This window comes from Acuticoccus kandeliae, from assembly GCF_003073115.1.
In genome coordinates this window covers 416001-440278 of sequence record NZ_QBBV01000001.1, presented here as the reverse complement: position 1 = coordinate 440278, position 24278 = coordinate 416001, and the positions used below count along the sequence as shown (strand labels likewise).

General features: G+C 68.6%; 23 protein-coding genes and 1 tRNA gene. 8 read left to right on the top strand and 16 right to left on the bottom strand.

Annotated features, from left to right (window positions below; all coding sequences use genetic code 11):
* Window positions 1–66 precede the first annotated feature (66 nt).
* The gene (locus DBV35_RS30110; RefSeq protein ID WP_157961541.1) at window positions 67–1728 is read left to right on the top strand and encodes a hypothetical protein; all 1662 of its coding nucleotides are present in this window, start codon (window positions 67–69) and stop codon (window positions 1726–1728) included.
* 45 nt (window positions 1729–1773) lie between these two features.
* On the opposite strand, the gene DBV35_RS02015 is transcribed toward DBV35_RS30110, so the two are convergent.
* Entirely contained in the window at window positions 1774–3144 is a 1371-nt protein-coding gene (locus DBV35_RS02015) for a glutamate--cysteine ligase (RefSeq protein WP_108658579.1), read from the bottom strand.
* Between the two features lie 177 nt (window positions 3145–3321).
* Here DBV35_RS02015 and DBV35_RS30105 point away from each other — a divergent pair, with 177 nt between their 5' ends.
* Window positions 3322–3480, top strand: coding sequence for a hypothetical protein (locus tag DBV35_RS30105; RefSeq protein WP_157961540.1), 159 nt, complete (start codon window positions 3322–3324; stop codon window positions 3478–3480).
* A 3-nt stretch (window positions 3481–3483) separates the two neighbouring features.
* Here the strand turns inward: DBV35_RS30105 and DBV35_RS02010 are convergent, their stop codons facing one another.
* Entirely contained in the window at window positions 3484–4203 is a 720-nt protein-coding gene (locus DBV35_RS02010; RefSeq protein WP_108658578.1) for a 16S rRNA (uracil(1498)-N(3))-methyltransferase, read from the bottom strand.
* A 63-nt stretch (window positions 4204–4266) separates the two neighbouring features.
* On the opposite strand from DBV35_RS02010, the gene xseA reads away from it, so the two are divergent.
* The gene (gene xseA, locus DBV35_RS02005; protein ID WP_108660503.1) at window positions 4267–5835 is read left to right on the top strand and encodes an exodeoxyribonuclease VII large subunit; all 1569 of its coding nucleotides are present in this window, start codon (window positions 4267–4269) and stop codon (window positions 5833–5835) included.
* Between the two features lie 78 nt (window positions 5836–5913).
* Here xseA and DBV35_RS02000 read toward each other — a convergent pair whose 3' ends face one another.
* The 4 genes from DBV35_RS02000 to aroA form a co-directional block, all read right to left on the bottom strand.
* Window positions 5914–6780, bottom strand: a complete 867-nt coding sequence (locus DBV35_RS02000) for an RNA polymerase factor sigma-32 (protein ID WP_108658577.1) — start codon at window positions 6778–6780, stop codon at window positions 5914–5916.
* A 287-nt stretch (window positions 6781–7067) separates the two neighbouring features.
* Window positions 7068–8771 (bottom strand): 30S ribosomal protein S1, encoded by a 1704-nt coding sequence (rpsA, locus tag DBV35_RS01995; RefSeq protein ID WP_108658576.1) that lies wholly within the window; start codon window positions 8769–8771, stop codon window positions 7068–7070.
* A gap of 189 nt (window positions 8772–8960) precedes the next feature.
* Window positions 8961–9599 (bottom strand): (d)CMP kinase, encoded by a 639-nt coding sequence (gene cmk / locus DBV35_RS01990; protein ID WP_108658575.1) that lies wholly within the window; start codon window positions 9597–9599, stop codon window positions 8961–8963.
* Window positions 9596–10933 (bottom strand): 3-phosphoshikimate 1-carboxyvinyltransferase, encoded by a 1338-nt coding sequence (gene aroA / locus DBV35_RS01985; protein WP_108658574.1) that lies wholly within the window; start codon window positions 10931–10933, stop codon window positions 9596–9598. The genes cmk and aroA overlap by 4 nt, the downstream gene beginning before the upstream one ends.
* A 120-nt stretch (window positions 10934–11053) precedes the next feature.
* Here aroA and DBV35_RS01980 point away from each other — a divergent pair, with 120 nt between their 5' ends.
* From DBV35_RS01980 to DBV35_RS30100, 3 genes are all read left to right on the top strand, one after another.
* Window positions 11054–11452, top strand: coding sequence for a TIGR02300 family protein (locus DBV35_RS01980; protein ID WP_108658573.1), 399 nt, complete (start codon window positions 11054–11056; stop codon window positions 11450–11452).
* A 369-nt stretch (window positions 11453–11821) separates the two neighbouring features.
* Window positions 11822–11897: transfer RNA gene (locus tag DBV35_RS01975), tRNA-Ala, on the top strand.
* 258 nt (window positions 11898–12155) lie between these two features.
* Complete coding sequence (locus tag DBV35_RS30100) at window positions 12156–12536, top strand: hypothetical protein (RefSeq protein WP_157961539.1); 381 nt, start codon at window positions 12156–12158, stop codon at window positions 12534–12536.
* Window positions 12537–12630: 94 nt separating this feature from the next.
* Here DBV35_RS30100 and DBV35_RS01970 read toward each other — a convergent pair whose 3' ends face one another.
* From DBV35_RS01970 to DBV35_RS01930, 9 genes are all read right to left on the bottom strand, one after another.
* Window positions 12631–13266 carry an isochorismatase family protein gene (locus DBV35_RS01970; protein WP_108658572.1) on the bottom strand — a complete coding sequence of 212 codons (636 nt, stop codon included), beginning with the start codon at window positions 13264–13266 and terminating at the stop codon, window positions 12631–12633.
* 77 nt (window positions 13267–13343) lie between these two features.
* Complete coding sequence (locus tag DBV35_RS01965; protein ID WP_108660502.1) at window positions 13344–13778, bottom strand: lysozyme inhibitor LprI family protein; 435 nt, start codon at window positions 13776–13778, stop codon at window positions 13344–13346.
* Window positions 13779–13796: 18 nt separating this feature from the next.
* Window positions 13797–14543 carry an aspartate/glutamate racemase family protein gene (locus DBV35_RS01960; protein WP_245943810.1) on the bottom strand — a complete coding sequence of 249 codons (747 nt, stop codon included), beginning with the start codon at window positions 14541–14543 and terminating at the stop codon, window positions 13797–13799.
* Between the two features lie 97 nt (window positions 14544–14640).
* On the bottom strand, window positions 14641–16212 hold the full coding sequence (locus DBV35_RS01955; RefSeq protein WP_108658571.1) for a ribulokinase: 1572 nt from the start codon (window positions 16210–16212) through the stop codon (window positions 14641–14643).
* 1 nt (window position 16213) lies between these two features.
* Complete coding sequence (araD, locus tag DBV35_RS01950) at window positions 16214–16903, bottom strand: L-ribulose-5-phosphate 4-epimerase AraD (RefSeq protein ID WP_108658570.1); 690 nt, start codon at window positions 16901–16903, stop codon at window positions 16214–16216.
* Window positions 16904–17074: 171 nt separating this feature from the next.
* Window positions 17075–18019, bottom strand: a complete 945-nt coding sequence (locus DBV35_RS01945) for an ABC transporter substrate-binding protein (RefSeq protein ID WP_108658569.1) — start codon at window positions 18017–18019, stop codon at window positions 17075–17077.
* Between the two features lie 57 nt (window positions 18020–18076).
* Window positions 18077–19021, bottom strand: coding sequence for an ABC transporter permease subunit (locus tag DBV35_RS01940; protein ID WP_108660500.1), 945 nt, complete (start codon window positions 19019–19021; stop codon window positions 18077–18079).
* Window positions 19022–19065: 44 nt separating this feature from the next.
* The gene (locus DBV35_RS01935; RefSeq protein WP_108658568.1) at window positions 19066–20610 is read right to left on the bottom strand and encodes a sugar ABC transporter ATP-binding protein; all 1545 of its coding nucleotides are present in this window, start codon (window positions 20608–20610) and stop codon (window positions 19066–19068) included.
* On the bottom strand, window positions 20607–21392 hold the full coding sequence (locus DBV35_RS01930) for a DeoR/GlpR family DNA-binding transcription regulator (RefSeq protein WP_108658567.1): 786 nt from the start codon (window positions 21390–21392) through the stop codon (window positions 20607–20609). Before DBV35_RS01930 ends, DBV35_RS01935 begins: the two co-directional genes overlap by 4 nt.
* 209 nt (window positions 21393–21601) lie before the next feature.
* Between DBV35_RS01930 and DBV35_RS01925 the strand changes: the two genes are divergently transcribed.
* On the top strand, window positions 21602–21796 hold the full coding sequence (locus DBV35_RS01925) for a 4-oxalocrotonate tautomerase (RefSeq protein ID WP_108658566.1): 195 nt from the start codon (window positions 21602–21604) through the stop codon (window positions 21794–21796).
* A gap of 56 nt (window positions 21797–21852) precedes the next feature.
* Here DBV35_RS01925 and DBV35_RS01920 read toward each other — a convergent pair whose 3' ends face one another.
* A complete protein-coding gene (locus DBV35_RS01920) occupies window positions 21853–22788 on the bottom strand; it encodes a glycosyltransferase family 2 protein (protein ID WP_108658565.1) in 936 nt (311 codons plus the stop codon).
* 128 nt (window positions 22789–22916) lie between these two features.
* Between DBV35_RS01920 and DBV35_RS01915 the strand changes: the two genes are divergently transcribed.
* Complete coding sequence (locus tag DBV35_RS01915) at window positions 22917–24278, top strand: O-antigen ligase family protein (protein WP_157961538.1); 1362 nt, start codon at window positions 22917–22919, stop codon at window positions 24276–24278.

Here is a 24278-nt window from a genome sequence, read left to right as displayed (position 1 = left end):
AGCGCTAAGAGACAAGATCGGGGCGTGCGGCGCCCCGTTCCCGCAAAGCCAACCGAAGCCGGTGCCATGACCCTGCCCGATACGCTCAGCCTTCCTGTCGTCGTCGCCCTGGTCCTCGCCGGCCTCGTGCTCGTCGTCTCGCTGCTGCGGGGGATGATCGCGAAGCCGCGCACCACGGACAAGGCGGGCCGCCGGGGCGGGCGCAGCGGCAAGCCGCGCGACACGGCGCAGATCATCGCCGCCGTCCAGGCCGAGCGCGACACGCTGCGGGCCAACCACGCGGTCGAGATCGCGACGCTGGAGGGCAAGCTCGCCGACACGCAGAAGCGCGTGCAGGCGAACCTCGACGCCGAATTGAAGCTGAAGGCGATGGACCGCACCCTCGCCGAGGCGCGCGGCGAGATCACCAAGCACGAGACCGACGCCGCCAACCTCAGGAGTCGCGTCGAAAGCCTCTCGCTGGAGCGGGAGGAGCTTCTGGAGCGCGTCCACCAGGTGCCGCAGCTCACCTCCGACCGCGACCGGGCGCGCAGCGAGGTCTCGCGCCAGTCCGAGATCATCTCGAACCTGCGCAACGAGTTGCAGGAGACGATCGCGAAGCTCTCGCGCGCGACGGCCGACCGGACCAACCAGGGCGGCGCCGTCGACACGCTGACGCGCGAGCGCGATACCGCCCGCGAGGAGGCCGCCCGGCTCGGCACGTCGGTGACGGAGCTGCGCCGCGAGATCGAGGCGCTGCGCGCGAAGGCCGGCACCGACGCCTCCGACCAGGCCGAGAATGCGGAGCTGTCCAAGAAACTCGCGAACCTCACCGAGCGCGAGGCGCTGCTGCGCCGCACGGTGCGCGAGCGCGATTCCACCATCGCCGAGCTGCGCGCGGCCGTCGGCGTCGGCCAGGACGCGCCGAAGGCTGTGGACACCGGGGAAGTCGACCGGCTCTCCGGCCTCCTGCGCGAGGCCGAGGGCCGCGTCGCCAACGCGAACGAGAGCCTCTCCCGCCTCGCCTATGACCGCGACGGGCTGCAGAGCCGCATCGCGAGCGTCGAGAAGGCCGAGCGGGACAGCAAGGTGGAGATCGAGAAGCGCGAGGCGCTGCTCGAGCTGCGCCTCCAGAAGATCTACGAGCTGGAGGCGCGCCTTCGCGACCAGCACACGCAGCTTCGCGAGGCGCAGCGCCGGGCCGAGATGGCGGAGGAGAGCGTGACCGCCCTCACCGCCGCCGCGTCCGCCGGCGGGGCCGATGGCGAAGGCTTCACCCTCTCCGAGGAGGCGCAGGCGGCGCTCGCCGAGGCGACCGCCGCGGCCTCCGACGCGCGGATCGAGCGGCTCCAGCACAAGCTCGACCAGGTGCGCAACGAGAACGGCTCCCTCCTCGACGAATTGGAGGCGCTGCGGGTGGCGGCGAGCGGCGACGCGGCCGCGCAGGGCGAGGAAGGCGCGTCCGCGCTGGAGAAGGCGACGCAGGAGCTGACCGCGACGCGCGAGGCGATGGAGGCCCTTGAGGCCGAGAACATGCGCCTCAAGGCCGCCGCGGACGCCACCGCGCAGATCGGCCAGGACGAGATCGCCGCGCTGAAGGAGAAGCTGAAGACGCTCGCCGACCGCTTCGTCGCCGATTCCGGCGTCGAGGAGGCCGAGCCCGACATCTCCGCCGAGCCGACGCTCGCCGACAAGATCCGCGCCTTCAAGGCCGCCCGCGCCGCGAGCCCGCCCAACGGCGGCGCCTGAGCCGTCGCGCCGGCCCCGCCTCGGCGGGGCGCGGCGCAGTTCACCTTAGAACGCGTTCGTCTCGAACACCTTGGTGAGGTCGCCCTTCCACGGGCCGTTATAGGCCGCGATCAGCTCGTCCGCGGGGGAGCGGCCGGAATGGGCGGCGTCTTCGAGGGGCGTGAGGAAGCCGCGCTCGTCGGGCGCGTCGCTGCCGGGCTTCGCCCGCCGCTTCAGCCCCTCGGAGGCGAGCGCCACCACATCGCGCGCGATCGCGGCGACGGTGCGGTTGCCCACCGTGGCGGAAAGCCCTTCCTTCGGCACCGTCAGCCACATGTGACGCCGGTCCTCGGCGGAGAACTCGCCGATCAGCGCCTCGGCCTGGGCAAGCACGCCCGTGTCGTAGAGGAGGCCGACCCAGAGCGCCGGAAGCGCGCAGATGCGGTTCCACGGCCCGCCATCCGCGCCGCGCATCTCGAGGAAGCGCTTCAGCCGCACCTCGGGGAAGAGGGTCGACAGATGGTTCACCCAGTCGCCCATGTTCGGCCGCTCGCCGGGAAGCGGCGCGAAGCGGCCGGCCATGAAGTCACCGAAGGTGAAGCCCGTGGCGTCGATATATTCGTCGCCCCGCTTCACGAAATACATCGGCACGTCGATCGCCCAGTCGGTGTAGCGCTCGTAGCCGAACCCGTCCTCGAACGCGAAGGGGATCGGCCCGGAGCGGGCGAGGTCGACATCGTGCCAGATCGCGGCGCGGTTGGAGCGGAGCCCATTCGCCTTGCCGTCGATGAAGGGGGAGTTCGCGAAGAGCGCCGTCGCGATCGGCTGGAGGGCGAGGCCGACGCGCATCTTGCGCACCATGTCCGCCTCGTCCGAGAAATCGAGATTCACCTGGATGGTGGTCGTGCGGTACATCATGTCGAGGCCGCGCGTGCCGACCTTCGGCATGTAGCGCGTCATGATGCCATAGCGCTGCTTCGGCATGATCGGCATCTCGTCGCGCGACCAGGTCGGCGCGACGCCGAGGCCGAGGAAGCCGAGTCCGAGCGACTTCGCGATCTCGCGCACCTGGGCGAGATGGCCGTTCGCCTCGACGCACGTCTGGTGCAGCGTCTCGAGCGGCGCGCCCGACAGTTCGAACTGCCCGCCCGGCTCCAGGCTGATCGCCCCGCCGCCGGCCGGATCGGCGAGCCCGATCACGTTGCCGCGCTCAGCGATCACGTCCCACCCGCTCAGCGCCTGCAACTCCGACAGAATCGCGCCGATGCCGTCCGGCCCCTCGTACGGGACCGGCGAGAGGTCCGCGAAGCGGAACGGAAATTTCTCGTGCTCGGTCCCGATCCGGAATTGATCGGCCGGCTTCTCTCCTTTGCGGAGATGTTCCACGAGCTCGTCCCGTCCTTCGATCGGCGTCTCGTCCAGAGTATCGCGCGCCATAGGCTCCTCGCTTTGAGCGGCGGACCATAGGCGGACACCGCACGAGACGCAATCATGTGTCATGACACGCGATTGCAATCTTTTCACGTTGTGATGAGCGACGATCCGATCCATTGGCGCATCGGCGATCGGGGCGCAAATTGTGGGCAGCGGACGCCGCACACAATGAGGTTGGCGATGAACATTCTTTCGCGCAGATGGGCGGGCCCGGCGGCGCTGATGCTCTTCGGATTCGCCCTTGCCGCATGCAACACGACCGACAGCCAGTACAAGGACGTGCCGGTCGACCAGTGGCCGTCACAGCAGACGATCCGCAGCCTCGGCAAGGGCGACTGACTTCTACTTGCTCGGGAAGGCCGCCTCGACGAGGGCGAGAAGCGCGACGGCGGCGGTGTCGGCCCGCAGCACGCGCGGCCCGAGCGAGACGCGGCTCGCGCGCGGGGTGAAGAGCGCCCGCTCCTCCGCGCTGAACCCGCCCTCCGGCCCGACGAGCACCGCGAGCGGGGCCCCTGCGGCGCGAATCGTCGCGATCGCGTCCCCCTCCTCCCCGGCAAGCGCCTCGTCGGCGACCACCAGCGAACGCCCGTCGAGGCTGCCGAGGAAGTCGGCGAGCGGCACCGGCTCCACGATGTCCGGCACCGAGAGGATGCCGCACTGCTCGCACGCCTCCACGATGTTCGCGGTGAGGCGCTCGCGGTTGATGCGGCGGACCTGGCCGTGCTGGGTCAGCACCGGGACGAGGCGTCCCGCTCCCATCTCCGCCGCCTTCTCGACCATATAGTCGAGCCGGGCCTGCTTCAGCGGGGCGAAGGCGTACCAGAGGGACGGGCGCCTGGTCTGCGCGCGCAGCTTCTCCGAGGCCACCGCCTCGCCCGCCTTCTTGCCGAGCTCGTCGATCGTCGCGCGATATTCGCCGTCGCGCCCGTTGAAGACGATGATCGAATCACCGGGCTTCAGGCGCATGACGTTGCGCAGATAGTTGGTCTGGCGGGCGTCGAAGGTGATCGATCCGGGGAGATCGTCGTCGACGAAGAGGCGTGGAGCGTTGAAATCGGACACGGGAGGAGTGTTCCAGAGGAAGGGACGAATGCCTATTGTAGAGGAATGAGCCACCCCTTCGCCATGGACGAGGAGGCGGACCTTCCGCGCTCCAACGCCGCCGAGTTCACCGTCTCGGAGCTGTCGCGCGCGGTGAAGCGCACCGTGGAGGACGGCTTCGGCCACGTGCGCGTGCGCGGCGAGATCTCCGGCTTTCGCGGCCGCCACTCCTCCGGCCACTGCTATTTCTCGCTGAAGGACGCCGAGGCCAATATCGACGCGGTCGTCTGGCGCGGCTCCTATGCCCGACTCGGCGTGAAGCCCGAGGAGGGGCTCGAGGTCATCGCCTCCGGGCGGCTCACGACCTTCGCGAAGAAGTCCTCCTACCAGCTCGTCGTCGACCAGCTCGAGCCGGCCGGCATCGGCGCGCTGATGAAGCTCCTCGAGGAGCGGCGCAAGAAGCTCGCCGCCGAGGGGCTGTTCGACGAGGCGCGCAAGCGGGCGCTGCCGAGCCTGCCGCGCGTCATCGGCGTCGTCACCTCGCCGACCGGCGCCGTCATCCGCGACATTCTCCACCGCGTTGCCGACCGCTTCCCCTCCCACGTCGTCGTCTGGCCCGTGCGCGTCCAGGGCGAGACGTCGGGGGCGGAGGTCGCGGCCGCCGTGAAGGGCTTTGCCGGCGACTATGGCGGCCCGCGGCCCGACGTCATCATCGTCGCGCGCGGCGGCGGCAGCGTCGAGGATCTGTGGGGCTACAATGACGAGGCCGTCGTGCGCGCGGTCGCCGCCTCGCCGATCCCGGTCGTCTCCGCCGTCGGCCACGAGACGGACTGGACGCTGATCGACCACGCGGCCGACCATCGCGCCCCGACGCCGACGGGCGCGGCCGAGCGCGTCGTCCCGGTCCGGGCCGAGTGTCTTGCGACGCTCGCCGACCGATCGCGCCGGCTCGACGTTGCGATGGCGACCTTCCTCCACAAGCGCGGCGCGGATCTGCGTCTCCTCGCGCGCGGCCTCCCCGTCGGCCCCGCCCTCCTCCAGACCCCGCGCCAGCGGCTCGACATGTCGGCCGACAAGCTGGCGGGCGCGCTCTTCAAGGCGACTGCGGAGGCGCGGCGGCGCTATCTCGCGACCGCCTCGCGATTGTCGCCTCACACTGCCGCGCGCCCGATCGTCCAGTCGCGCGATACGCTGACCCACACGGCGCGCCGCCTCTCGCGCGCGGCGGACGCCACCCTTCTCGACCGCAGGGCCGCCGCCGGCCGTGCGGCAGCGCGGCTCCAGCCGGCCCTCCTCGTGCGGCGCCTCTCCGAATCGGAGGCCGATCTCGGCCGCCTCCTCGCCCGGCGCGACCGTGCGGCGGCGGCGGTGGTGCGCGCGGCCTCGACCCGGCTCGCGAGCGCGGCGAAGCTCCTCACCGCCGTCTCCTATCAGGGGGTGCTCGCGCGCGGCTTCGCGCTGGTGCGCCGGGGCGACGACACGCCGGTGCGCACCGCCGCCTCCGTCGACAAGGGCGAGGCGCTGCAGCTCCAGTTCGCCGACGGGCGCGTCTCGGTGGTGGAGGCGTCCGGCACGCCGCGGACCGCGAAGTCCGCCGTGCGCAGCGTGCGCCGGTCGAAGCCGGCCGACGACAAGCAGGGCGTCCTCTTCTGAACAAAAAGAGCCGGCGGTGATCCCGCCGGCTCTTTTTCGTGAGCCCCGCTCCGGCCGGAGCGGGTCCCCTACCCCGCGTCAGTTCACGAAGACCGCGCGCTCGTGGTCGCGCAGCAGCGCGGAGCGGAGCTTCTGGAGCGCGCGGCTCTCGATCTGGCGCACCCGCTCCTTCGAGATCCCGAGCTTCTCGCCGAGGGATTCGAGGGTCGCCCCATCCTCCGACAGGCGCCGCTCGCGCACGATGCGCAGCTCGCGCTCGTTCAGCTCGTTGAGCGCGGTGTGGAGCCAGCGGGACCGGCGGTCGGTGTCGATCGTCTCCGACACCGTCTGGTCCTGCAAAGGCTGCGTGCAGGGGATGAAGTCCTGCCGGTCCGCCGCGCTGGAGTCGCTCTCGATCACCGGCGCGTTCAGCGAGGCGTCCGGCGCGGAGAGGCGCGCGTTCATCAGTTCGACGTCCGCCTTGGAGACGCCGATCGCCGCCGCGATCTCCTCGTACATCGCCGCATCCGGCGCGCCCGACCCGTTGCGGGCCATCTTGGAGCGCAGGCGACGCAGGTTGAAGAAGAGCGCCTTCTGCGTCGACGAGGTGCCGCCGCGCACGATCGACCAGTTCCGCAGGATGTAGTCCTGGATCGAGGCACGGATCCACCAGGTGGCGTAGGTCGAGAAGCGCACATTGCGCTCCGGCTCGAACCGCGCCGCCGCTTCGAGAAGGCCGACATGGCCTTCCTGGATCAGGTCACCCATCGGCAGCCCGAAATGGCGGAACCGGGAGGCGATGGAAATCACGAGACGCATGTGCGAAGCGGCGAGCTTCGCGAGCGCCTTCTCGTCCCGGTCATCGCGCCATTGCAGCGCGAGCAGGTGTTCTTCCTCTCTCTCCAGATAGGGCGCCGCCATGGCCGCCTTGACGAAGTGACGCGGTGATCCATTTTCGATTGGCATAAGCACCCCATCCAGCCGCTTGTAACGTGGCGATGAGGACAAGCGTCCCGGCGGGCAAATCGTTCCCGTTCGGCGCAAGATTTCATATCATTTCTATGGCGGTCCGATTGCCGCACGCCGCGCGTGCGCGCTCGTTCGCACCGAAAACCCCCGGAAATGCTGGGGTTTTGCGCGACCCGGCCGGATGGCCTCCGTAAAGCCCCTCGCGGCGCCTCTCGGGCATGAAAAAAGGCGCCCGAAGGCGCCTTTTCCCGTCTCGGTCGGACGAGGCCCGAAGGCCCCGAACCTTATTCCTGGGTGTTGCGAGCGCGGAGCGCCGCACCAAGGATGTCGCCCAGCGAGGCGCCGGAGTCGGACGAACCGTACTGCTCGACGGCCTCCTTCTCTTCGGCGATCTCGAGCGCCTTGATGGAGACGGCCACGCGACGCGCCTTGCGGTCGAACTGCGTCACGCGGGCGTCGAACTTTTCACCCACGGAGAAGCGGTCCGGACGCTGGTCGTTGCGCTCGCGCGCAAGCTCGGAGCGGCGGATGAAGGCGGAGAGCTCGGTGCCGACGATGCTGACTTCGAGGCCCGCTTCCTTCACTTCCTTCACTTCGCAGGTGACGATCGCGCCACGGCGCACCTCGGCCCCGTCTGCCGCCTCGGTGAACGGGTCGGACGAGAGCTGCTTGATGCCGAGCGAGATACGCTCCTTCTCCGAGTCGACTTCGAGCACGACGGCGCGGACCGTCTCGCCCTTGTTGTAGTCGTCCATGACTTCCTCGCCCGGACGGTTCCAGTCGAGGTCGGAGAGGTGGACCATGCCGTCGATGTCGTTGTCGAGGCCGACGAACAGGCCGAATTCGGTCTTGTTCTTGACTTCGCCTTCGACGACGGAGCCCGGAGGATTGGCCTCGAGGAAGGCCTCCCACGGGTTGTCCATGACCTGCTTGAGGCCGAGCGAGATGCGGCGCTTCGCAGCGTCGACCTCGAGGATCATCACGGTCACTTCCTGCGAAGTGGCGACGATCTTGCCCGGATGGACGTTCTTCTTCGTCCAGCTCATCTCGGAGACGTGGATGAGACCCTCGATGCCGGGCTCGAGCTCAACGAACGCACCATAGTCGGTGATGTTCGTGACGCGGCCGGTGAAGCGGGCGTCGATCGGGTACTTCGCCTCGATGCCTTCCCACGGGTCGGCCTGGAGCTGCTTCATACCGAGGGAGATGCGGTGCGTCTCCTGGTTGACGCGGATGACCTGCACCTTCACCGACTGGCCGATCGAGAGGATCTCGGTCGGGTGATTGACACGGCGCCAGGCCATGTCGGTCACGTGCAGCAGGCCGTCGATGCCGCCGAGGTCGACGAACGCACCATAGTCGGTGATGTTCTTGACCACGCCCTCGATGATCTGGCCTTCCTCGAGGGACTGCACGATCTCGTGACGCTGCTCGGCGCGGGTCTCCTCGAGAACGACGCGGCGCGACACGACGATGTTGCCGCGGCGCTTGTCCATCTTGAGGATCTGGAAGGGCTGCGGCGTGTTCATCAGCGGGGACACGTCGCGGACCGGACGAATGTCGACCTGCGAGCGGGGCAGGAAGGCCACCGCGCCGTCGAGATCGACGGTGAAGCCACCCTTCACCTGGTTGAAGATCTTGCCGGTGACCTTCTCGTTCTTCTCGAACGCAGCCTCCAGGCGCACCCAGGACTCTTCGCGGCGCGCCTTTTCGCGCGACAGCACGGCCTCGCCGAGCGCATTCTCGACGCGCTCAAGGTAGACCTCGACCTCATCGCCGATGGCGATGTTCTCTTCGCCGGGACGACCGCCGAATTCCTTCAGCGGAATGCGACCCTCGACCTTCAGGCCGACATCGATGACCGCCAGATCTTTCTCGAAACCGACCACGGTGCCTTTGACCACGGACCCCTCGACCATCTCGGTCTGATTGAGGGACGCTTCGAGCAGGGCCGCGAAATCTTCACGGGTTGGGGTTGTTAAAGACATTCGTTCTCCGAAACGGGCGCTCATTCGAGCGCATGCGGCGTGGTTGGAGTGGAACTCGGGTGCGCTCATCGTGCCGGATCGCCGCATTCCGTCACGCTGATACGCCAAGTCTGGGAATGACACCGGGCGCGCCGGTTTCATACGCCGAAAGCGGGGTCGGCCCAGCCGATCCCGTTAGTGGCGCGGAACCTAATTCCTCAGCGCCTTGTCCACAAGCCTCGTCGCCTCGAAAAAGGCAGCATCGGCGGACATTTGGGTGGTGTCTAAAATATAGGCATCGGAGGCCGGCCGCAAAGGGCTCGCGGCCCGCCCCTCGTCGCGCTCGTCGCGCCGGCGCAGATCGGTGAGGATCGCCTCGAAATTGGGACCCGCCTCCTCGCCGAACAGCTCCAGCGCGCGGCGCCGCGCGCGCTCGGCCGGCGAGGCGGTGATGAAGAGCTTCACCGTCGCGTCCGGGAAGACGACCGTGCCGATATCGCGCCCGTCGAGCACCGCGCCGTGACCGTCCGCCGAGGCGGCGCGGGCGAAGGCGCGCTGGCGCTCCACCAAGGCGGCCCGCAGCGCCGGCATCACCGCGATGCGCGAGGCTCCCTCGCCCGCCGCGGAGGAGGCGAGGCGCGGCGCGTCGAGGCCGGAAAAGTCCAGCGTGCGCGCGGTTTCCACGGCGGCCGCGCTGTCGTCGAGCGAGTGGCCGGCGTCGCACATCGCCGCCGCGACGGCGCGATAGGTGCGGCCTGTGTCGAGATGGAAGAGGCCGTAATGCGCCGCGAGTCGCTTCGCCAGCGTCCCCTTGCCGGACGCGGCCGGCCCGTCGACTGCGATGATCACGCGGCTTCCGTCGCGATCTCGGCCCCAAGGCCGCGCATCAGGGGCATGAAGCTCGGGAAGCTCGTCTGGATCGTGGCGTGATCGTCGACCGTGACCGCCTTGTCGGCGGCGAGGCCGAGGACGAGGAAGCTCATCGCGATGCGGTGGTCGAGGTGGGTCAGAACCGTCCCGCCGCCGACCTTGCCGCCGCGTCCCTCGACGCGCAGCCAGTCCGGCCCCGTCTCGTGCACGATTCCGTTCGCCGCGAGCCCGGCGGCGACGGCCGCGAGGCGGTCGCTCTCCTTCACCCGCAATTCGTCGAGCCCCTCCATCAGCGTCGCCCCGTCCGCGAAGGCGGCGGCGATCGAGAGGACCGGATATTCGTCGATCATCGAGGGTGCGCGGGAAGCGGGAACGGTGACGCCCTTCAGCCGGCTCGCCGCGACGCGGATGTCGCCGATCTCCTCGCCGCCGGCATTGCGCACATTCTCGATCGCGAGATCGGCGCCCATCTCCTGCAGCGTCGTGATGAGGCCGGTGCGCGAGGGGTTCAGCATCACGTCCTCGACGACGAGCTCCGACCCCGGAACGATGAGGCCCGCCACGATCGCGAAAGCCGCCGAGCTCGGGTCCGCCGGCACGATGACATCGCACGCGGTGAGCGGGTTGCGCCCCGCGACGGTGATGATGTTGCCGTCCGGCCCCGCCTCGCGCCGCAGCTTCGCGCCGAACGCGGTGAGCATCCGCTCGGTGTGGTCGCGCGTCGGCACGGGCTCGATCACGGACGTCTCGCCCGGCGCGTTGAGGCCGGCGAAGAGCACGGCCGACTTCACCTGCGCGGAGGCGACCGGCAGGCGGTAGACGATCGGCGCCAGCGATTTCGGCCCCTTGATCGTCAGGGGCAGGCGGTCCCCCTCGCGGGCGATGACGGCGACGCCCATCTCGCGCAGCGGGTTGAGGACGCGCCCCATCGGACGGCGCGACAGCGAGGCGTCGCCCACGAAGGTCGCCGCGATCGGATGGCCGCCGACGATGCCCATCGTGAGGCGCGATCCCGTCCCGGCATTGCCGAAATCGAGCACATGGTCCGGCTCGGCGAGCGCGCCGAGGCCGACGCCGTCGACCGTGACCGCCCCGTCGGGCCCGGTTGTGATGGTCGCCCCCAGCGCCCGCATCGCCGCGCCCGTCGCCATCACGTCCTCGGCGGTGAGGAGGCCCGTCACGCGCGAACGGCCGACCGCGAGCGCGCCGAGCATCAGCGCGCGATGGGAGATCGACTTGTCACCCGGAACACGCACTCGTCCCGTCAATGGCCCGCTCGGCGAGGCGGTGGCGGCTTGACGCGTCTCTGACATGGAACAACCTTCTTGACCGGCGCGTGCTCTCATAGAAGAGCTGCGCCGCTGACACCAGCTTTACAGTGGCACCAGCAATGTGCCATCCGACCCCGCCTTTTTTGTTTGACGGAGCGCTCTGTGGCGAAACCCGAACTCGGTCTCAAGCGGTTATGCCCCAATTGCGGCGCCAAGTACTACGACTTGAACCGCGATCCCATCATCTGCCCGAAGTGCAACACGATTTTCGCGACGGGCGTCATTTCCTCGGTCCGACCGGCGACGGCGAACGACGAGGAGGACGACACCGACACCGATGACGAAGAGGAAGGTGTCGATCTCGTCTCCCTCGAGGACGCCGAGCAGTCGGAAACCTCGTCCGACAGCGAGGACGAGGACGATGACACCATCGTCGTCGATGAAGACGACGACGTGGATGTCGACGTCGATTCCGACGACGACGCGCTGATCGACGACGATGACGACGACGAGGTCAGCGACGTCGTTCGCGGCCCGGACGAGGACGACGAGGAGCGCTGAGCGCCTCGGAGCGGGTTGAGCCGACGGCGGCCGGGCCTCTGTCCCGCCGCCGGGAGCGCCGTGGCGGCGATCCGTCCCGCCGCTCCCGCACGCCGTCCCGCCCCCGTCCCTGCCGGCCGGGTCGAGGCCGGCCCGACGCTGCCGCGTCGTCGCGTCGCGGGCGGGTCGCTCCGTCCCCGCGTCACGGCGCGCGGCCGGCCGCGCGCGCCCCGCGCCCGCGCACCATTTCCCCAGCGTTCGGGCCCCGCGAGGCGCCCGCGCGCCACCAAATCCACCGCCCGATGTGGATCACCCACAACGCAATCCACGAAATGCGATCATAGGGTTTGCAATTCGCCGAAGATGGTTCTATCTCGGCGCAACGACCGGGGGGCCATAGCTCAGTTGGGAGAGCGCTTGAATGGCATTCAAGAGGTCAGGGGTTCGACTCCCCTTGGCTCCACCACCCGTCCCGGTTCTGGCGAACTCCCAGCAAAGTGAACGAGTCGACCCGACTTCGGATTGATCTTGCGCGTTCGCCGCGACACAGCATCCGCATTCGGCACGCCTTTCCAGTATTCTGAAATGTCTCGGGCTTCATGGCGACGCTGCTTTCGCCTGCCCTCTTAGACGGCCGAAGCCATGGCCTTCTCCTTACGCCACGCCAAATTCGGCATAGAGCGAGGGCTGGAAATAGCGGAGCCGCCGGTGGTCGAAACGAGAGATGACAAGCCGATCTGACGACCCGTCCGCGTCTCCGTCTGTCTCGACCTGGATTGAAGCCGAGGCAGCGATTGATCGATTGGCCTCGAAGCATCCCGAACTGTCGCGAGGTGTCATCGACAACGCAAAAGCGTTCGTGCGTTTTTGCCAAACTCGATATGAGCCACCCGGCGTGGTTTCATACGGCTATTGGCCCACGATCCAACTTGTGTGGCATCTGAAAGACAATCCGATTGAGATCGAGGTCTTCCAAGACCACTACGAGTTCTATCAATTTTTCGACGGCGAGACCGCGATCCAACATGTGGACGCTTGCCATGGCAGTTTTCCCGAACCTTTGAAGGAATTGCTCAACCGCGCTCTGCCACGGCCCCAAGGTTAAGACACCAACAGCTAGATCGCACCCATCGTGGCCTGATCGTCGCTCGGGCGCGGCGCCATTGCCGGGGACCTCATCAAAAAAGAGACCCCTCCCCTCAATGCGCATTCCGCTGCCGCCAGGCCTCCATCTGGTCCAGCACCGTCGCGAGATCCGACACGTCCACATAGCGGCGGCCGATGTCGCGCAGGTTGTCGTGGTGCGGGCCCTCTTCGATGTCGCCCACGCAATCTTCCGGCACGATCGTGCGGTAGCGGTGGCTGAAGGAATCGATCGAGCTCGCGCGGATGCAGCCGGACGTGTTGCACCCCGTCACGATCACCGTGTCGACCCGCTCCTTGGCGAAATAGTCGGCGACGCCCGTGTTGAAGAAGATCGACGGGCCCTTCTTGCACACGACGAGGTCGTAGTCCGGATCGTAGATGCGCGGGTCGAGGGCGACGCTCGGGTGGTCGTGCCGGAAGGTCTCGCGCACGGCGGTGATCTTCCAGTAGGGCATCTCCCGCTCGTTCATGTACGAGGTGTAGCAGGAGGCGACCGGCACGTCGTAGCGGCGTGCGACCTCCAGGAGGCGCGCGGTGTTTTCCAGCGCGCGCATCACCAGCGGCGCGCCGCCGAGGGGATATTGCGGGTCGGTGAAGCCGACCTGGAAATCGACGACAACGATGCCCGGCTTGTCGCCGAAGCCGACCGGAATCTCGCCGTAGCTGCGATTTTGATAGTCGTCGCTCATCCTAGCTCTCCGCCCCGCGAAGCGACGAGGCTAGGGCGAGTTCGGCGGCGCGGCCACCGATTTAGCGTTGCAGGCCCCTATTGGGGCGGGACCGGGCAGCTCATGTCGCCCTCCTCGCAGGCGAGGAAGCCTTCCAGCGCCTCGACCCGCGCCTCGGTGAGGTCCTCGAGGCAGCCGGCGAGCACCATCGGGTAGGCCGACCCGCCCTCGACGCCCGAGGCGGCGAAGGCGCACTCCGCGTCGCGGAACGTGATCCAGGCGCGCTGGGCCGCGCGCAGCGCATCGATCGCCGCGTCGTTGCCGTCGAGGCGGGAGAGGATCGCCTCGTAGTGCGTGTTGAGCGCGGCGTCGGCCGCGCCATAGGCCTTGTCGGCACACATGTTCAGCTGCGACTGGTTGGCGTCCGCGCCGCAGCCTTCGGCCCGCGCGCCGGCGGGCGCGAGGACGAGGCCGAAGGCCGCCGCGACGATGCCGCCGAGAACGGAGCGCGCCAGGGTGTGCTGCAAGACCATCATTGTCTCCTCAGTCTGTCAGAAAACGCGGGGCCGCAGTCCCGCGTGGAACCAGGTGATCATCGAGTAGATGTCGTAGACGGGGAGCCCCACCGCCTGCTGGAGCGCCGCGGCATAGGGCGGCATGTTCGTGCATTCGAGCACGATCGCGCCGATGTCGGGGTTGGCCTCCACCAGCGCGCGGCCGGCCTCCACGATGTCCGCCTCGGCCATGTCGATGTCGAGCGTGTCCTTCTCGCCCTTGATGATGACGCGGAAGAATTCGCGCCCGTTCTCGGTGCCGCGGGTCGGCGTGTCGACCGGGGCGCCGACCGACTGGAAGTGGCGCGGCGTCAACGTGCTCGCCGAGACGGTGACGACGCCGACGCGCTTGCCGGGCGGCAGGATCGCCTGCACCCAGGGCACCTGGATGAGCGAGGAGGTCGCGACGGGGACGCCCACCGCCGCCGACAGTTCGGCCTGCATCAGGGCGAGGAAGCCGCAATTGGTGGTGATCGCCTCGGCGCCGAGATCGACGAGATCCTTCGCCGCCTCAATGAATTGGGGCAGCATCTCGAGCGGGTTGTTGAGGACGATCCGCTCAGGGCTCGCCCCGCGCACCACGTGAAGGAGGACCGGGAAGGGCCACGTCTCGGCATTGCCCATGTCGCCGGCGATGCGCGGGAAGCGCGCCTCCAGCATCAGGATGCCGAGCGGCGCGCCGTAGATCGACTTGCCGCCCCGGGCGATCCGCCGCCCCCCGAGCATCCGCAAATCCTGGTCCATTCCGCCTCTCCTGCAACGCGTTGGCGGGCGGAGGTTCGCACGATGCGGGGCCGCGGTCGAGGCGAGCTTTGCCGGCTCAGCGCGCGTGCCCGCCGGGTCAGGACGCCTCGGCGCGGATCGCCTGAAGCGTCGGGAGGACGCGGGCAAGGTCCGCCGGCCGGCCCTCGCCGAACGCGAAATAGACATCGCGGAAGAGGGCGTGGAGGCGGTCATAGACCGCGACCGCGGCGGGGTCGGGGGTGAAGACGCGCATCGGCGGACAGAGGCGAGCCTGCGCCTCCTCCAGGCTCGCCAAGGCGCCCGCCGCGAGGCCGGCGAAGAGGCACGAGCCGACGCCGACGGGCGAGCGCGTCGGCACCAGGATGTCGCGCCCCAGGACGTTGGCGTAGACCTGATTGAGCACGTCGTTCTTCTGCGGCACGCCGCCGGCATTGATCACGCGCTCGGCGGGCACGCCCCCCTCCCCCATCCGCTCCAGGATGATGCGCACGTGGAGCGCCATGCCCTCGATGGCGGCGAAGAGCTCGTCCGCCGCGGTCGATTGCAGGCTCCAGCCGAGCGTGATGCCGCCGAGATCGGGCCGCACCAGCACGGTGCGGTCGCCATTGTCCCAGCCGACGCGCAGGAGGCCGGTCTGACCGGGGCGATAGGCGGCGATGGCGGCGGAGAGGTCGGCGATGCCGCGCCCCGCGCGCCGGGCGATCGCGTCGAACACGTCGCCGGTCGCCGACTGGCCCGCCTCGATCCCCATGAAGGACGGGTGGACGCTGCCGGGCACGATCCCGCACACGCCGGGGATCGTCGCCATTCCGGCCGGGCCGAGCGCGACGACGCAGGTCGACGTGCCGACGACGTTGACGATGTCGCCCATCTGGCAGCCCGCCCCCATCGAGTCCCAGTGCGCGTCGAACGCGCCGACCGGGATCGGGATGCCGGGCGCGAGGCCGAGCCGGTCGGCCCATTCCGACGAGAGCGTGCCCGCGATCGCCTCGGAGGAGAGGATCTCGCCGCCGAGCCGGTCGTTGATGCCCTCAAAGCGCGGGTCGACGGTCGCGAGGATCTCCTGCGGCGGCAGCCCGCCCCAGCGCGGGTTCCACATCCATTTGTGGCCCATCCCACAGGCCGACCGCTTGAGGTCGGCGACGCGCGTCACGCCCGAGAGGGTCGCCGCCACCATGTCGCAATGCTCGAGCGCGGTCGCCATCCCGGCCGCGGCCGGATTGTGGCGCAGGAAATGGAGGACCTTCGCGTAGCCCCATTCGTGCGAGTAGATTCCGCCGCACCAGTCGAGCGCCTCGTGGCCGGAGGCGCGGAAGGCGGCCGTGATCTCGGCCGCCTCGCGATGGGCGCGGTGGTCGCACCACAGATAATAGTCGGCAACCGGACGCAGCGCGTCGTCGACGAAGACGACGCTGGAGCCGGTCGTGTCGCAGGCAAGCGCGGCGATCTCGCGCCCGTCGATCCCGGCCGCCTCGATCGCGCCGCGCATCGCGGTGACGAGCGCGTCCATGTGATCGGCGTGGGCCTGGGTCGCGAAATGCGGGTCGTCCGCGCGCGTCTTCAGCGGATAGGAGGCGACACCCGCGCCGAGCTGGGTGCCGGCCTCGGTGTCCATCAGCGTGACGCGCGCGCTCAGCGTTCCGAAATCGACCCCCGCGACAATCGCCATGTCACTGACCGTAGGTCGCGCCGGCACCGTGCTTGCGCAGATAGTGCCGGTCGAGAAGGGCGTCGGAGATGGGCTCCTTGGCGGGTGCGAGGGTCAGCGTGTGCCAGGCCATCTTGGCGATCTCTTCGAGGAGAAAGGCGTTTTCCACCGCCGCCTCGGGCGTCTCGCCCCAAACGAACGGGCCGTGCCCGTGGACGAGGGCGGCCGGGATCTCGCCGGGATCGAGCGTCTCGAAGGTCTCGACGATGACCTCGCCGGTCGCCTCGACATAGCGCGTCTCGATCTCCTCGACGGTGAGGGGCCGCGTCACCGGGATCGCGCCGCGAAAATAGTCGGCGTGGGTGGTGCCGAGGACCGGGATCGGCCGCCCGGCCTGGGCGAAGATCGTGGCGTAGGTGGAATGGGTGTGGATCACCGCGCCGATCGTCTCGAAGGCGCGATAGAGGACGGCGTGGGTGAGGAGGTCGGAGGACGGCTTCATCCGGTTGTCGAGCGGCACGGCGTCGAGCGTCGTCGTGACCATCTGCTCGGCGGTCATCTCGGCATAGGGGACGCCGCTCGGCTTGATCACGATGCGGCCCTCGGAACGGTCGATGCCGCTCGCATTGCCGAAGGTGGAGATGACGAGGCCGCGCGCGACCGTCTCCAGATTGGCCGCGAGCACGCGCTGTTTCAGACCGTCGATCGACATGAAGTTCCCAGTTCTATCCGGCCCGTCATGCGGGCCGGAAGGCCAATTCTACCCGGCCCGCACGCGCGCGCGCCGGAGGGATGGGAGGCGGGCGGCGCCCGGCGCGTCGCCCGCGCCCGGCATCGCCCGTGGGTGGACCGGCGGCGCGCACGCGGGCCGCCGGCCGGTGCGTCAGCGGGGGTCGGTCCAGCCCTTGTAGCCGTCGAGATTGTCCGCCGTGATCAGCTCCGGATCGAGGAGAACGGTGTCCTCGGCCGGCTTTTTGCCCTGGAAGGCCTCGTAGCCCATCTCGAGCGCCTGGCCGGCCATCACGTAGGGGTCCTGCGAGGCGGACGCCTTGATCAGCGAGGCGTCGTTCGCGAGCTCTTCCTCGATGTCCGGCGCACCGTCGACCGCGGTGATGATGAACTCGGAGCGGCCGAGCTGCTTGGCCGCGAGCGCCGCGCCGATCGCCGTCGGGTCGTTGATCGCGAACACGCCGTCGACCTTGTCGTAGCGGGTCAGGAGGCCCTGCATGGCGGCGAGGCCGCCTTCACGGCTGCCCTGGCCGTTCTGCTCGTCGGACAGCACCTTGATGCCGGGGTTCGCGGCGAAGACTTCCTTGCAGCCCTTCACGCGGTCGATGATCGAGGAGGATTGCGGGCCGTTGATGATGATGACGTCGCCCTCACCCTCGAGCTGGTCGACGATGTACTGGCAGGCCTTGGAGCCGGCGGCGACATTGTCCGTCATCACGGTGACGTCGGCGCCCGGCGCCGACACGTCGAACGCGGCGACGATGATGCCGGCATTCTGCGCGCGCTTCACGGCCGGGGCGATCGCCACAGCGTCCACCGCGTTCAGCATGATGATGTTCACGCCGGCGGCGATGAAGGAATCGATCTGGGAGACCTGCTTGTTGAGGTCGTAGTCGGCCGACACCGACGTCACCTGCACGTCCGGATTGATGTCCTTCGCGCGGTCCTCGATGCCCTTGATGGTGGCGACGAAGAACGGATTGCCGAGCAGGCCGACGGAGATGCCGATCGATTCCAGCTTCTTGTCCTGCGCCGACGCGCCGGTCGCGACGAGGGCCGCGAGCGCGGTCGTCGCGAGGAGCTTCGTGAATGTACCCATGGTCTTTCCTCCCAGTTTGTTTTCAGGGTTTGACGGATCGTCCCGTCGCGCGCCGGATCAGGCGCGCGACACGCCTTTGAGGCGATAGCGGTCGAGGGCGACGGCGATGATGATGACGAGGCCCTTGATGATGAACTGCCAGATGTCCGACACGCCGGTCAGAATGAGGCCGTTGGAGAGCACGGCGATGATGAGGGCGCCGATGAGCGTCCCCCAGATCGAGCCGACGCCGCCGACGAAGCTCGTCCCGCCGAGGATGACGGCGGCGATCGCGTCGAGCTCGTAGGCCTGGCCGAGCTGCAGGCCGTTCGCGGCGTAGAGGCGCGCGGCGGTCATGGCGCCGCCGAGCCCGGCGAGGAGGCCGGACATCGCGTAGACGAAGAGGAGGACGAGGCTCACCTTGATGCCGGTGAGGCGCGCCGCCTCCATGTTGCCGCCGACGGCGTAGATCCACATCCCGAGCACGGTCCGCCGCAGGATGAACCAGGAGACGAGGATCACCGCGATCGCGATGATCGCGAGCCAGGGCACGCCGAAGAGCGAGCCGTTGCCGATGAAGTCGAACGGCAGGTCGGCGTTGAAGACCGTGGTGTCGTCGCCGAGGAGGCGGGCAAGGCCGCGCACCGCCGTCAGCGATCCCAATGTGACGATGAAGGGTGGCAGCCCCATGAAGGCGATGAGCGCCCCGTTGGCGAGGCCGCAGGCGAGCCCCATCGCGAGCGCCATCGGCACGCCGAGGAGGCCGATATCGGGCCACAGCGAGGCGATGACGGCCACCATCGAGGAGGCCGCGAGGATCGAGCCGACCGACAAATCGATGCCGCCGGTCAGGATGACGAACGTCATGCCGGCCGCGAGCACGATGTTGATCGAGGCCTGCTGCATCACGATCGACAGGTTGTTGACCGTGAGGAACTTGCCCGACAGCAGCTCGAAGCCGATGCCGAGCAGGATGAGGACGGGGAGCATGCCGAGCGCGGTGAGCACCGCACGCAGCTGCATCTTGCGCTGAAGCGCGGCCCGTTCCGCGTCGTTTGTCGTCGCGCTCAAGCGTGTCTCCCCTCGCTCCGGCGCTCGTTCAGGGCGGCGCCGGTGGAATAGGCCATGATGTCTTCCTGGCGGATCGCCCCGCTCTCATGGGGGCGCACCTCGCCCGCGATCCGCCCCTCGCGCATGACGAGGACGCGGTCGGCGATGCCGACGATCTCGGGCAGCTCGCTGGAGATCACGATGACGGCGATCCCCTCCTTCGCGAGATTGTCGATCAGGCGGTAGATCTCGGACTTCGCGCCGACATCGACGCCGCGCGTCGGCTCGTCGAGGATGATGACGCGCGGATTGATCTCGAGGAGGCGGGCGAGCAGCACCTTCTGCTGGTTGCCGCCCGACAGCGCCGAGACGAGGAGGCGCGGGTTCGGCGCACGGATCGAGAGCCCGCTCATCGCCCCCGCCGCGCGGCGCGCCGCCGCCTTGAAGTCGAGCACGCCCGCCCGGTGCGCGTCGCGTTGCAGCACGCCGGCATTGACGTTCTCGGAGATCGTCATGTCGAGGAAGAGGCCGAGCCCCTTCCGGTCCTCGGTGAGGTAGGCGATGCCGTGGGCGAGCGCCTCGCGCGGGGACGCGATCTTCAGCGCCTCCCCTTCCAAGACGACGCGGCCCGTCACCGGCACCTCGGCGCCGAAGATGAGGCGGGCGAGCTCGGTCCGGCCCGCGCCGACGAGGCCCGCGATGCCGACCACCTCGCCGTGCCGCACCTCGAAGGAGCAGTCGGTCACGAAGTGGCCGTCGCCGAGCCCCTCGACCTTCAGCACCACATCGCCCGGCCCCGCCGCGGCGCTGTGGTCCTTCTTGTAGAAGGTGGATAGGTCGCGCCCGACCATCATCGAGACGAGACGGTCGGCGGCGAGCTCGTTGCGCTCCAGCGTGCCGACATAGGCCCCGTCGCGCAGCACGCTGCACCGGTCGGCGAGCGCGTAGATCTCATCCATCCGGTGGCTGATATAGATGATGGCGATCCCGTCCGCCTTCAGCGCGGCGATCACCTCGAACAGGCGCTCGGTCTCGCGCGTGGTGAGGGCGGTCGTCGGCTCGTCCATCACGATGATCCGCGCGTTGGTGGAGAGGGCGCGGCCGATCTCCACCATCTGCCGCTCGCCGAGCGAGAGGCGGCCGAGCGGGGTTTCGGGTGCGAACTGGAGGCCGAGGCGGGTGAGGATCGCCTGCGCCGCAGCGTTCATCGCCTTGCGGTCGACGAAGAGGCCTTTCGAGATCTCCTGGCCGAGAAAGATGTTCTCGGCGACCGTGAGGTTCGGGGCGAGCGCCAGCTCCTGGTAGATGACGGCGATCCCGTTGGCCTTGGCGATCTTCGGATCGCCCGTCGCGACCTCCTCGCCGTCGATGAGGATCACCCCGCCCCGGTCCGCCACATAGGCGCCCGACAGGATCTTCATCAGCGTCGACTTGCCGGCGCCGTTCTCGCCCATCAGGGCGTGCAGCTCGCCCTTGTGGACGGTCAGCGAGACATCCTTCAGCGCGGCCACGGGGCCGAACGTCTTCGAGATGCCGCGCATTTCGAGGAGGGGCGCGCTCATTGGGGACCTGCGCTCGTTTCGGCGATGATGAGATTGACGCCCTGGTCGCGCACCATCCGCTCGTCGGCGGCCGAGACGCCGTCGTCGGTGATCAGCGTGGTGATGCGCTGCATGGGCAGGGCGACGACGGGCGGACGCAGCGCGAATTTCGAGGAATCGACAAGGACGATGATCTCGTTCGCGCGCTCGCTGAACTCCTTCACGAAGCGCACCAGGAGGGGGTGGGATTCGAGGATCCCCTCACTGGAGACGCCGAGCGCGCCGACGAAGAATTGCGCCGCATAGTGGATCGGCGCGCCGGGCGCGGGGTCGTAGACGATGCCGGGCTCGCGATGGATGTCCCCGCCGCCGACGGTGAGGTGGCACGTCCCGTTCTCGGCGAGATAGGCCGCGAGCGGCATCGAGTTGGTGAAGACACGCACATTGCGCAGCGCCAGGCGGCAGCCGAACGTGAAGCAGGTGGAGCCCGCGTGAACGATGACCGACGATCCGTCGCGCACCAGCCCCTCGGCCGCCTGCGCGATCGCCCGCTTCTGCTCGACCGCGAGATCCCGGTTCTCGACGAAGGGGAGTGGCGAGGGACGGCGGCGCCAGAGCTGCTCCTCGAGCGCGGCGACCCCGCCATAGACCTTCCGCGCGACGCCGGCGTCGTTGAGCTTGTCGATGTCGCGCCGGACGGTGGCCGCGGACACGCCAAGCGTCTGCTGCAACTCGCGCACAGACGCGAAGGTCTGTGACGAGAGTAGCTCCACGATGGTCTGGTGCCGCTCCAAATCGCTCATGCTGCACGACAATATGACACGAGTTGATCAAACCGTAAGCGATCTCGATCATCGGAGCAATCACAAAGTGCAGACGCGATCACGCGGCCGGAGCCGCCCGTTTCGGGCGCCCGGTTGCCTTGCGGCACCTCCCGGTCCTATGGACGAATCGCGTCGGTCGGACGCGTCACAATGCCGGGCGCCGCCCGGCCAGCCGGGAGATTGCCCCCATGCCCATCATTCGCGTCGAACTTCTCGAAGGCCGCACGGTCGACCAGAAGCGGGCCCTCGTGAAGGAAGTGACGGAAGCGTTCGTGCGCACCTGCGGCGGCAACCCGGCGAGCCTCCAGGTCGTGATCAGCGACGTGCCTGCTGAAAATTGGGGCAATGGCGGCGAGCTGATGTCGGACCGAAAAAAGAGCTGACGCCCCCCGTCAGCTCCGTGCCGGGCGGCGCTCCGCGCGCCGCCTCTCCATCGGCCTCAGGCCGCCGCGAGGGCGGCGTGGCGCGCCTTCCAGTCCGCCTCCGTCTTCGCCTCGATCTCGGCGACGGCGCGGCGCCGGCCCACCAGCATGGCCCGGCGCTGATAGCGGCGGATGAAGGACCGGAGCGCCAGGTCGGGAAGCTGCTTCTCCCCGTGCAGCCACGCGTTTACGTAGCCGATGAACATGTTGATGCCGCCCAGGATGTAGGGTGGCTCCAGCCCGCGAAAGGCGCAGCTCGCGGTGAAATAGAGAAGGTCGCTCCCCATCACATACTGGCCGAGCCCGTGGCGGCGGCGGCCGTGATAGATGCTCTTCTGGCTCGACCCCATCGGCCGCAGGTGGATGAAGTCGAGGTCCGGCGCGTCCCAGCTCACCGCCTTCCAGCCGAGCGAACGCGCCTTGTGGCAGTCGATCGCGTCCCACATCACCATCGGCACGAACCCGCCGATCTCCTTGAAGCAGTCGACGCGGAAGAATTTCGTCATGCCGACGGACATCTCGTCGCCGCGCCGCTCGGACACCAGCGAGCCGTCGGGCCGGCGGTTGTAGGGCTTGCCGCTCGCCGTCCCGATGCGCGGGTCGGGCGCCATCCGCGCCATCAGCTCCTCGAAATAGCGGGGCGGAAGATCGAGGTCCAAGTCGATCTTTCCGATATAGTCGTAGTCGTCCATGTCGATGGTGGAGAGGCCGAAATTGAACGCCTCGACCACGCCGCCGCCGACCGCGCGGAAGCCGCGATCGGGCTTCTTCGCGACGCTGATCCAGGGATGCTTCGCGGCGTATTCGGCGAGGATCTGCGGCGTCTCGTCGGTGGAGCCGTCATCCACGACCACGAGCCGCGTCGGCGTCACCGTCTGTGCGACGAGGCTATCGAGCGTCGTGCGCAGATAGGCCGCTTCGTTCCGGCACGGCGCGATCAGCGCGTAGGTCATGGTGTCACTCTCCGCTCGCGTCTGAGGCCATCTCCTTGCATCATCGCATCTTTACGACAGGATAACCCAATACTGCGACGCTCCTCGCGCACGCCGCGATGGGGTTCGATGCGAGCGGTGGCGACCCGATGACCGACCGAGCGACATGGCTCGACTACCTGTCCGAGCGGGACAGCCGCGCCTCCGCGCGGCGCGCGGTCGCGTGGGACGCCTACACCGAGCTCGCCGCCGGCGCCCTCCTCGTCCTCACCGTGCTCTTCCTCCTCATCGGCCTCAGCCCGATGTCGCAGGACGACGGCCAGTCGGCCGGCGGCAGCGCGATGCGGCAGATCGTTCTCCTCGGCCTCGCGGGCCTCGCCTCGCCGCTGATCCTGCTGCGCTTCAACCGCGCGCTCGCGATCCTCGCGCGGTCCTGGGCGATGCTCCTCGTCTTCGGCGCGCTCGCGGCGACGGCGGCCTGGTCGGCATACCCCGACGTCACCATCCGCCGCTTCATCGTCTACGTGATCCTCCTCATCATCGCCCTCGCCATTGCGAGCGTGCTCGACAGCCCGCGCAAATATCTGGGGCCGGTGATGATCGCCTTCACGGTCACGCTGCTGATCGACTACGCGGTCACCGTCGCGCTGCCCGGCCGCGCCTTCACGCCGATCGGGCTCGCCGCCCTCCACGCCTCCAAGAACACCGCCGGCATGGTCGCGCAGATGATGTCGATCGTGTTCGCCGCCGCCGTCGTCGCCGAGCGCCGCCCGTTCCGCTTCTGGGGGCTCGTGCTCCTCACCTTCATGGCGCTCGCCTTCCTCGCCCTCACCCTGTCGAAGACGAGCCTCGGCATCACCGCGCTCGCCGTCTTCGGCGTCATCCCCGTCTTCGTCCTCGCGCGGCAGAACAAGGTGATCGCGCTCCTCGTCGCGGTGGGGCTCGTCGCGATCGTCGGGCTGATCGTGTTCATGACGGGCGCGCTCCAGCTCACCGGCCCCGACTGGGCCGAGCTGACGACGGGCGACCCGACGCTCACCGAGCGCGACCAGATCTGGCGCGCGAGCGTCCTCCACATTTCCGCGCACCCGATGCTCGGCTACGGGTTCGGCGCACAATGGTCGATGCTGCCGATCTACCACCCGCTCTGGTACTATGCGGGCTTCTGGACCGGGAACGAGGAAAACCTCAACATCCTGCGCCAGTCGCACAACGGATATCTCGACATCATGATCCATGGCGGGGTGTTCCTCGCCACGTTCGTCGCGATCTTCGTCATCAATACATTCTGGGAGATCGGAACCGCGATGGGGAAGCGGAGCCGGGACCGGTGGGATATTGCAGGATCTGCGATGTTTGCCGCGTTCTTTGTTTCCGTCCTGTTCAGCAACATGCTGGAATCCACGCTGTTCTTCCCCGAAGGCCTGCTCGGACAGTTCCTCGTGCTCTTCGTTCTGGCCCATCATTCATGGCAGATCACGGCGACGGAGGGCGCCCGCCGCAGGCGCTGA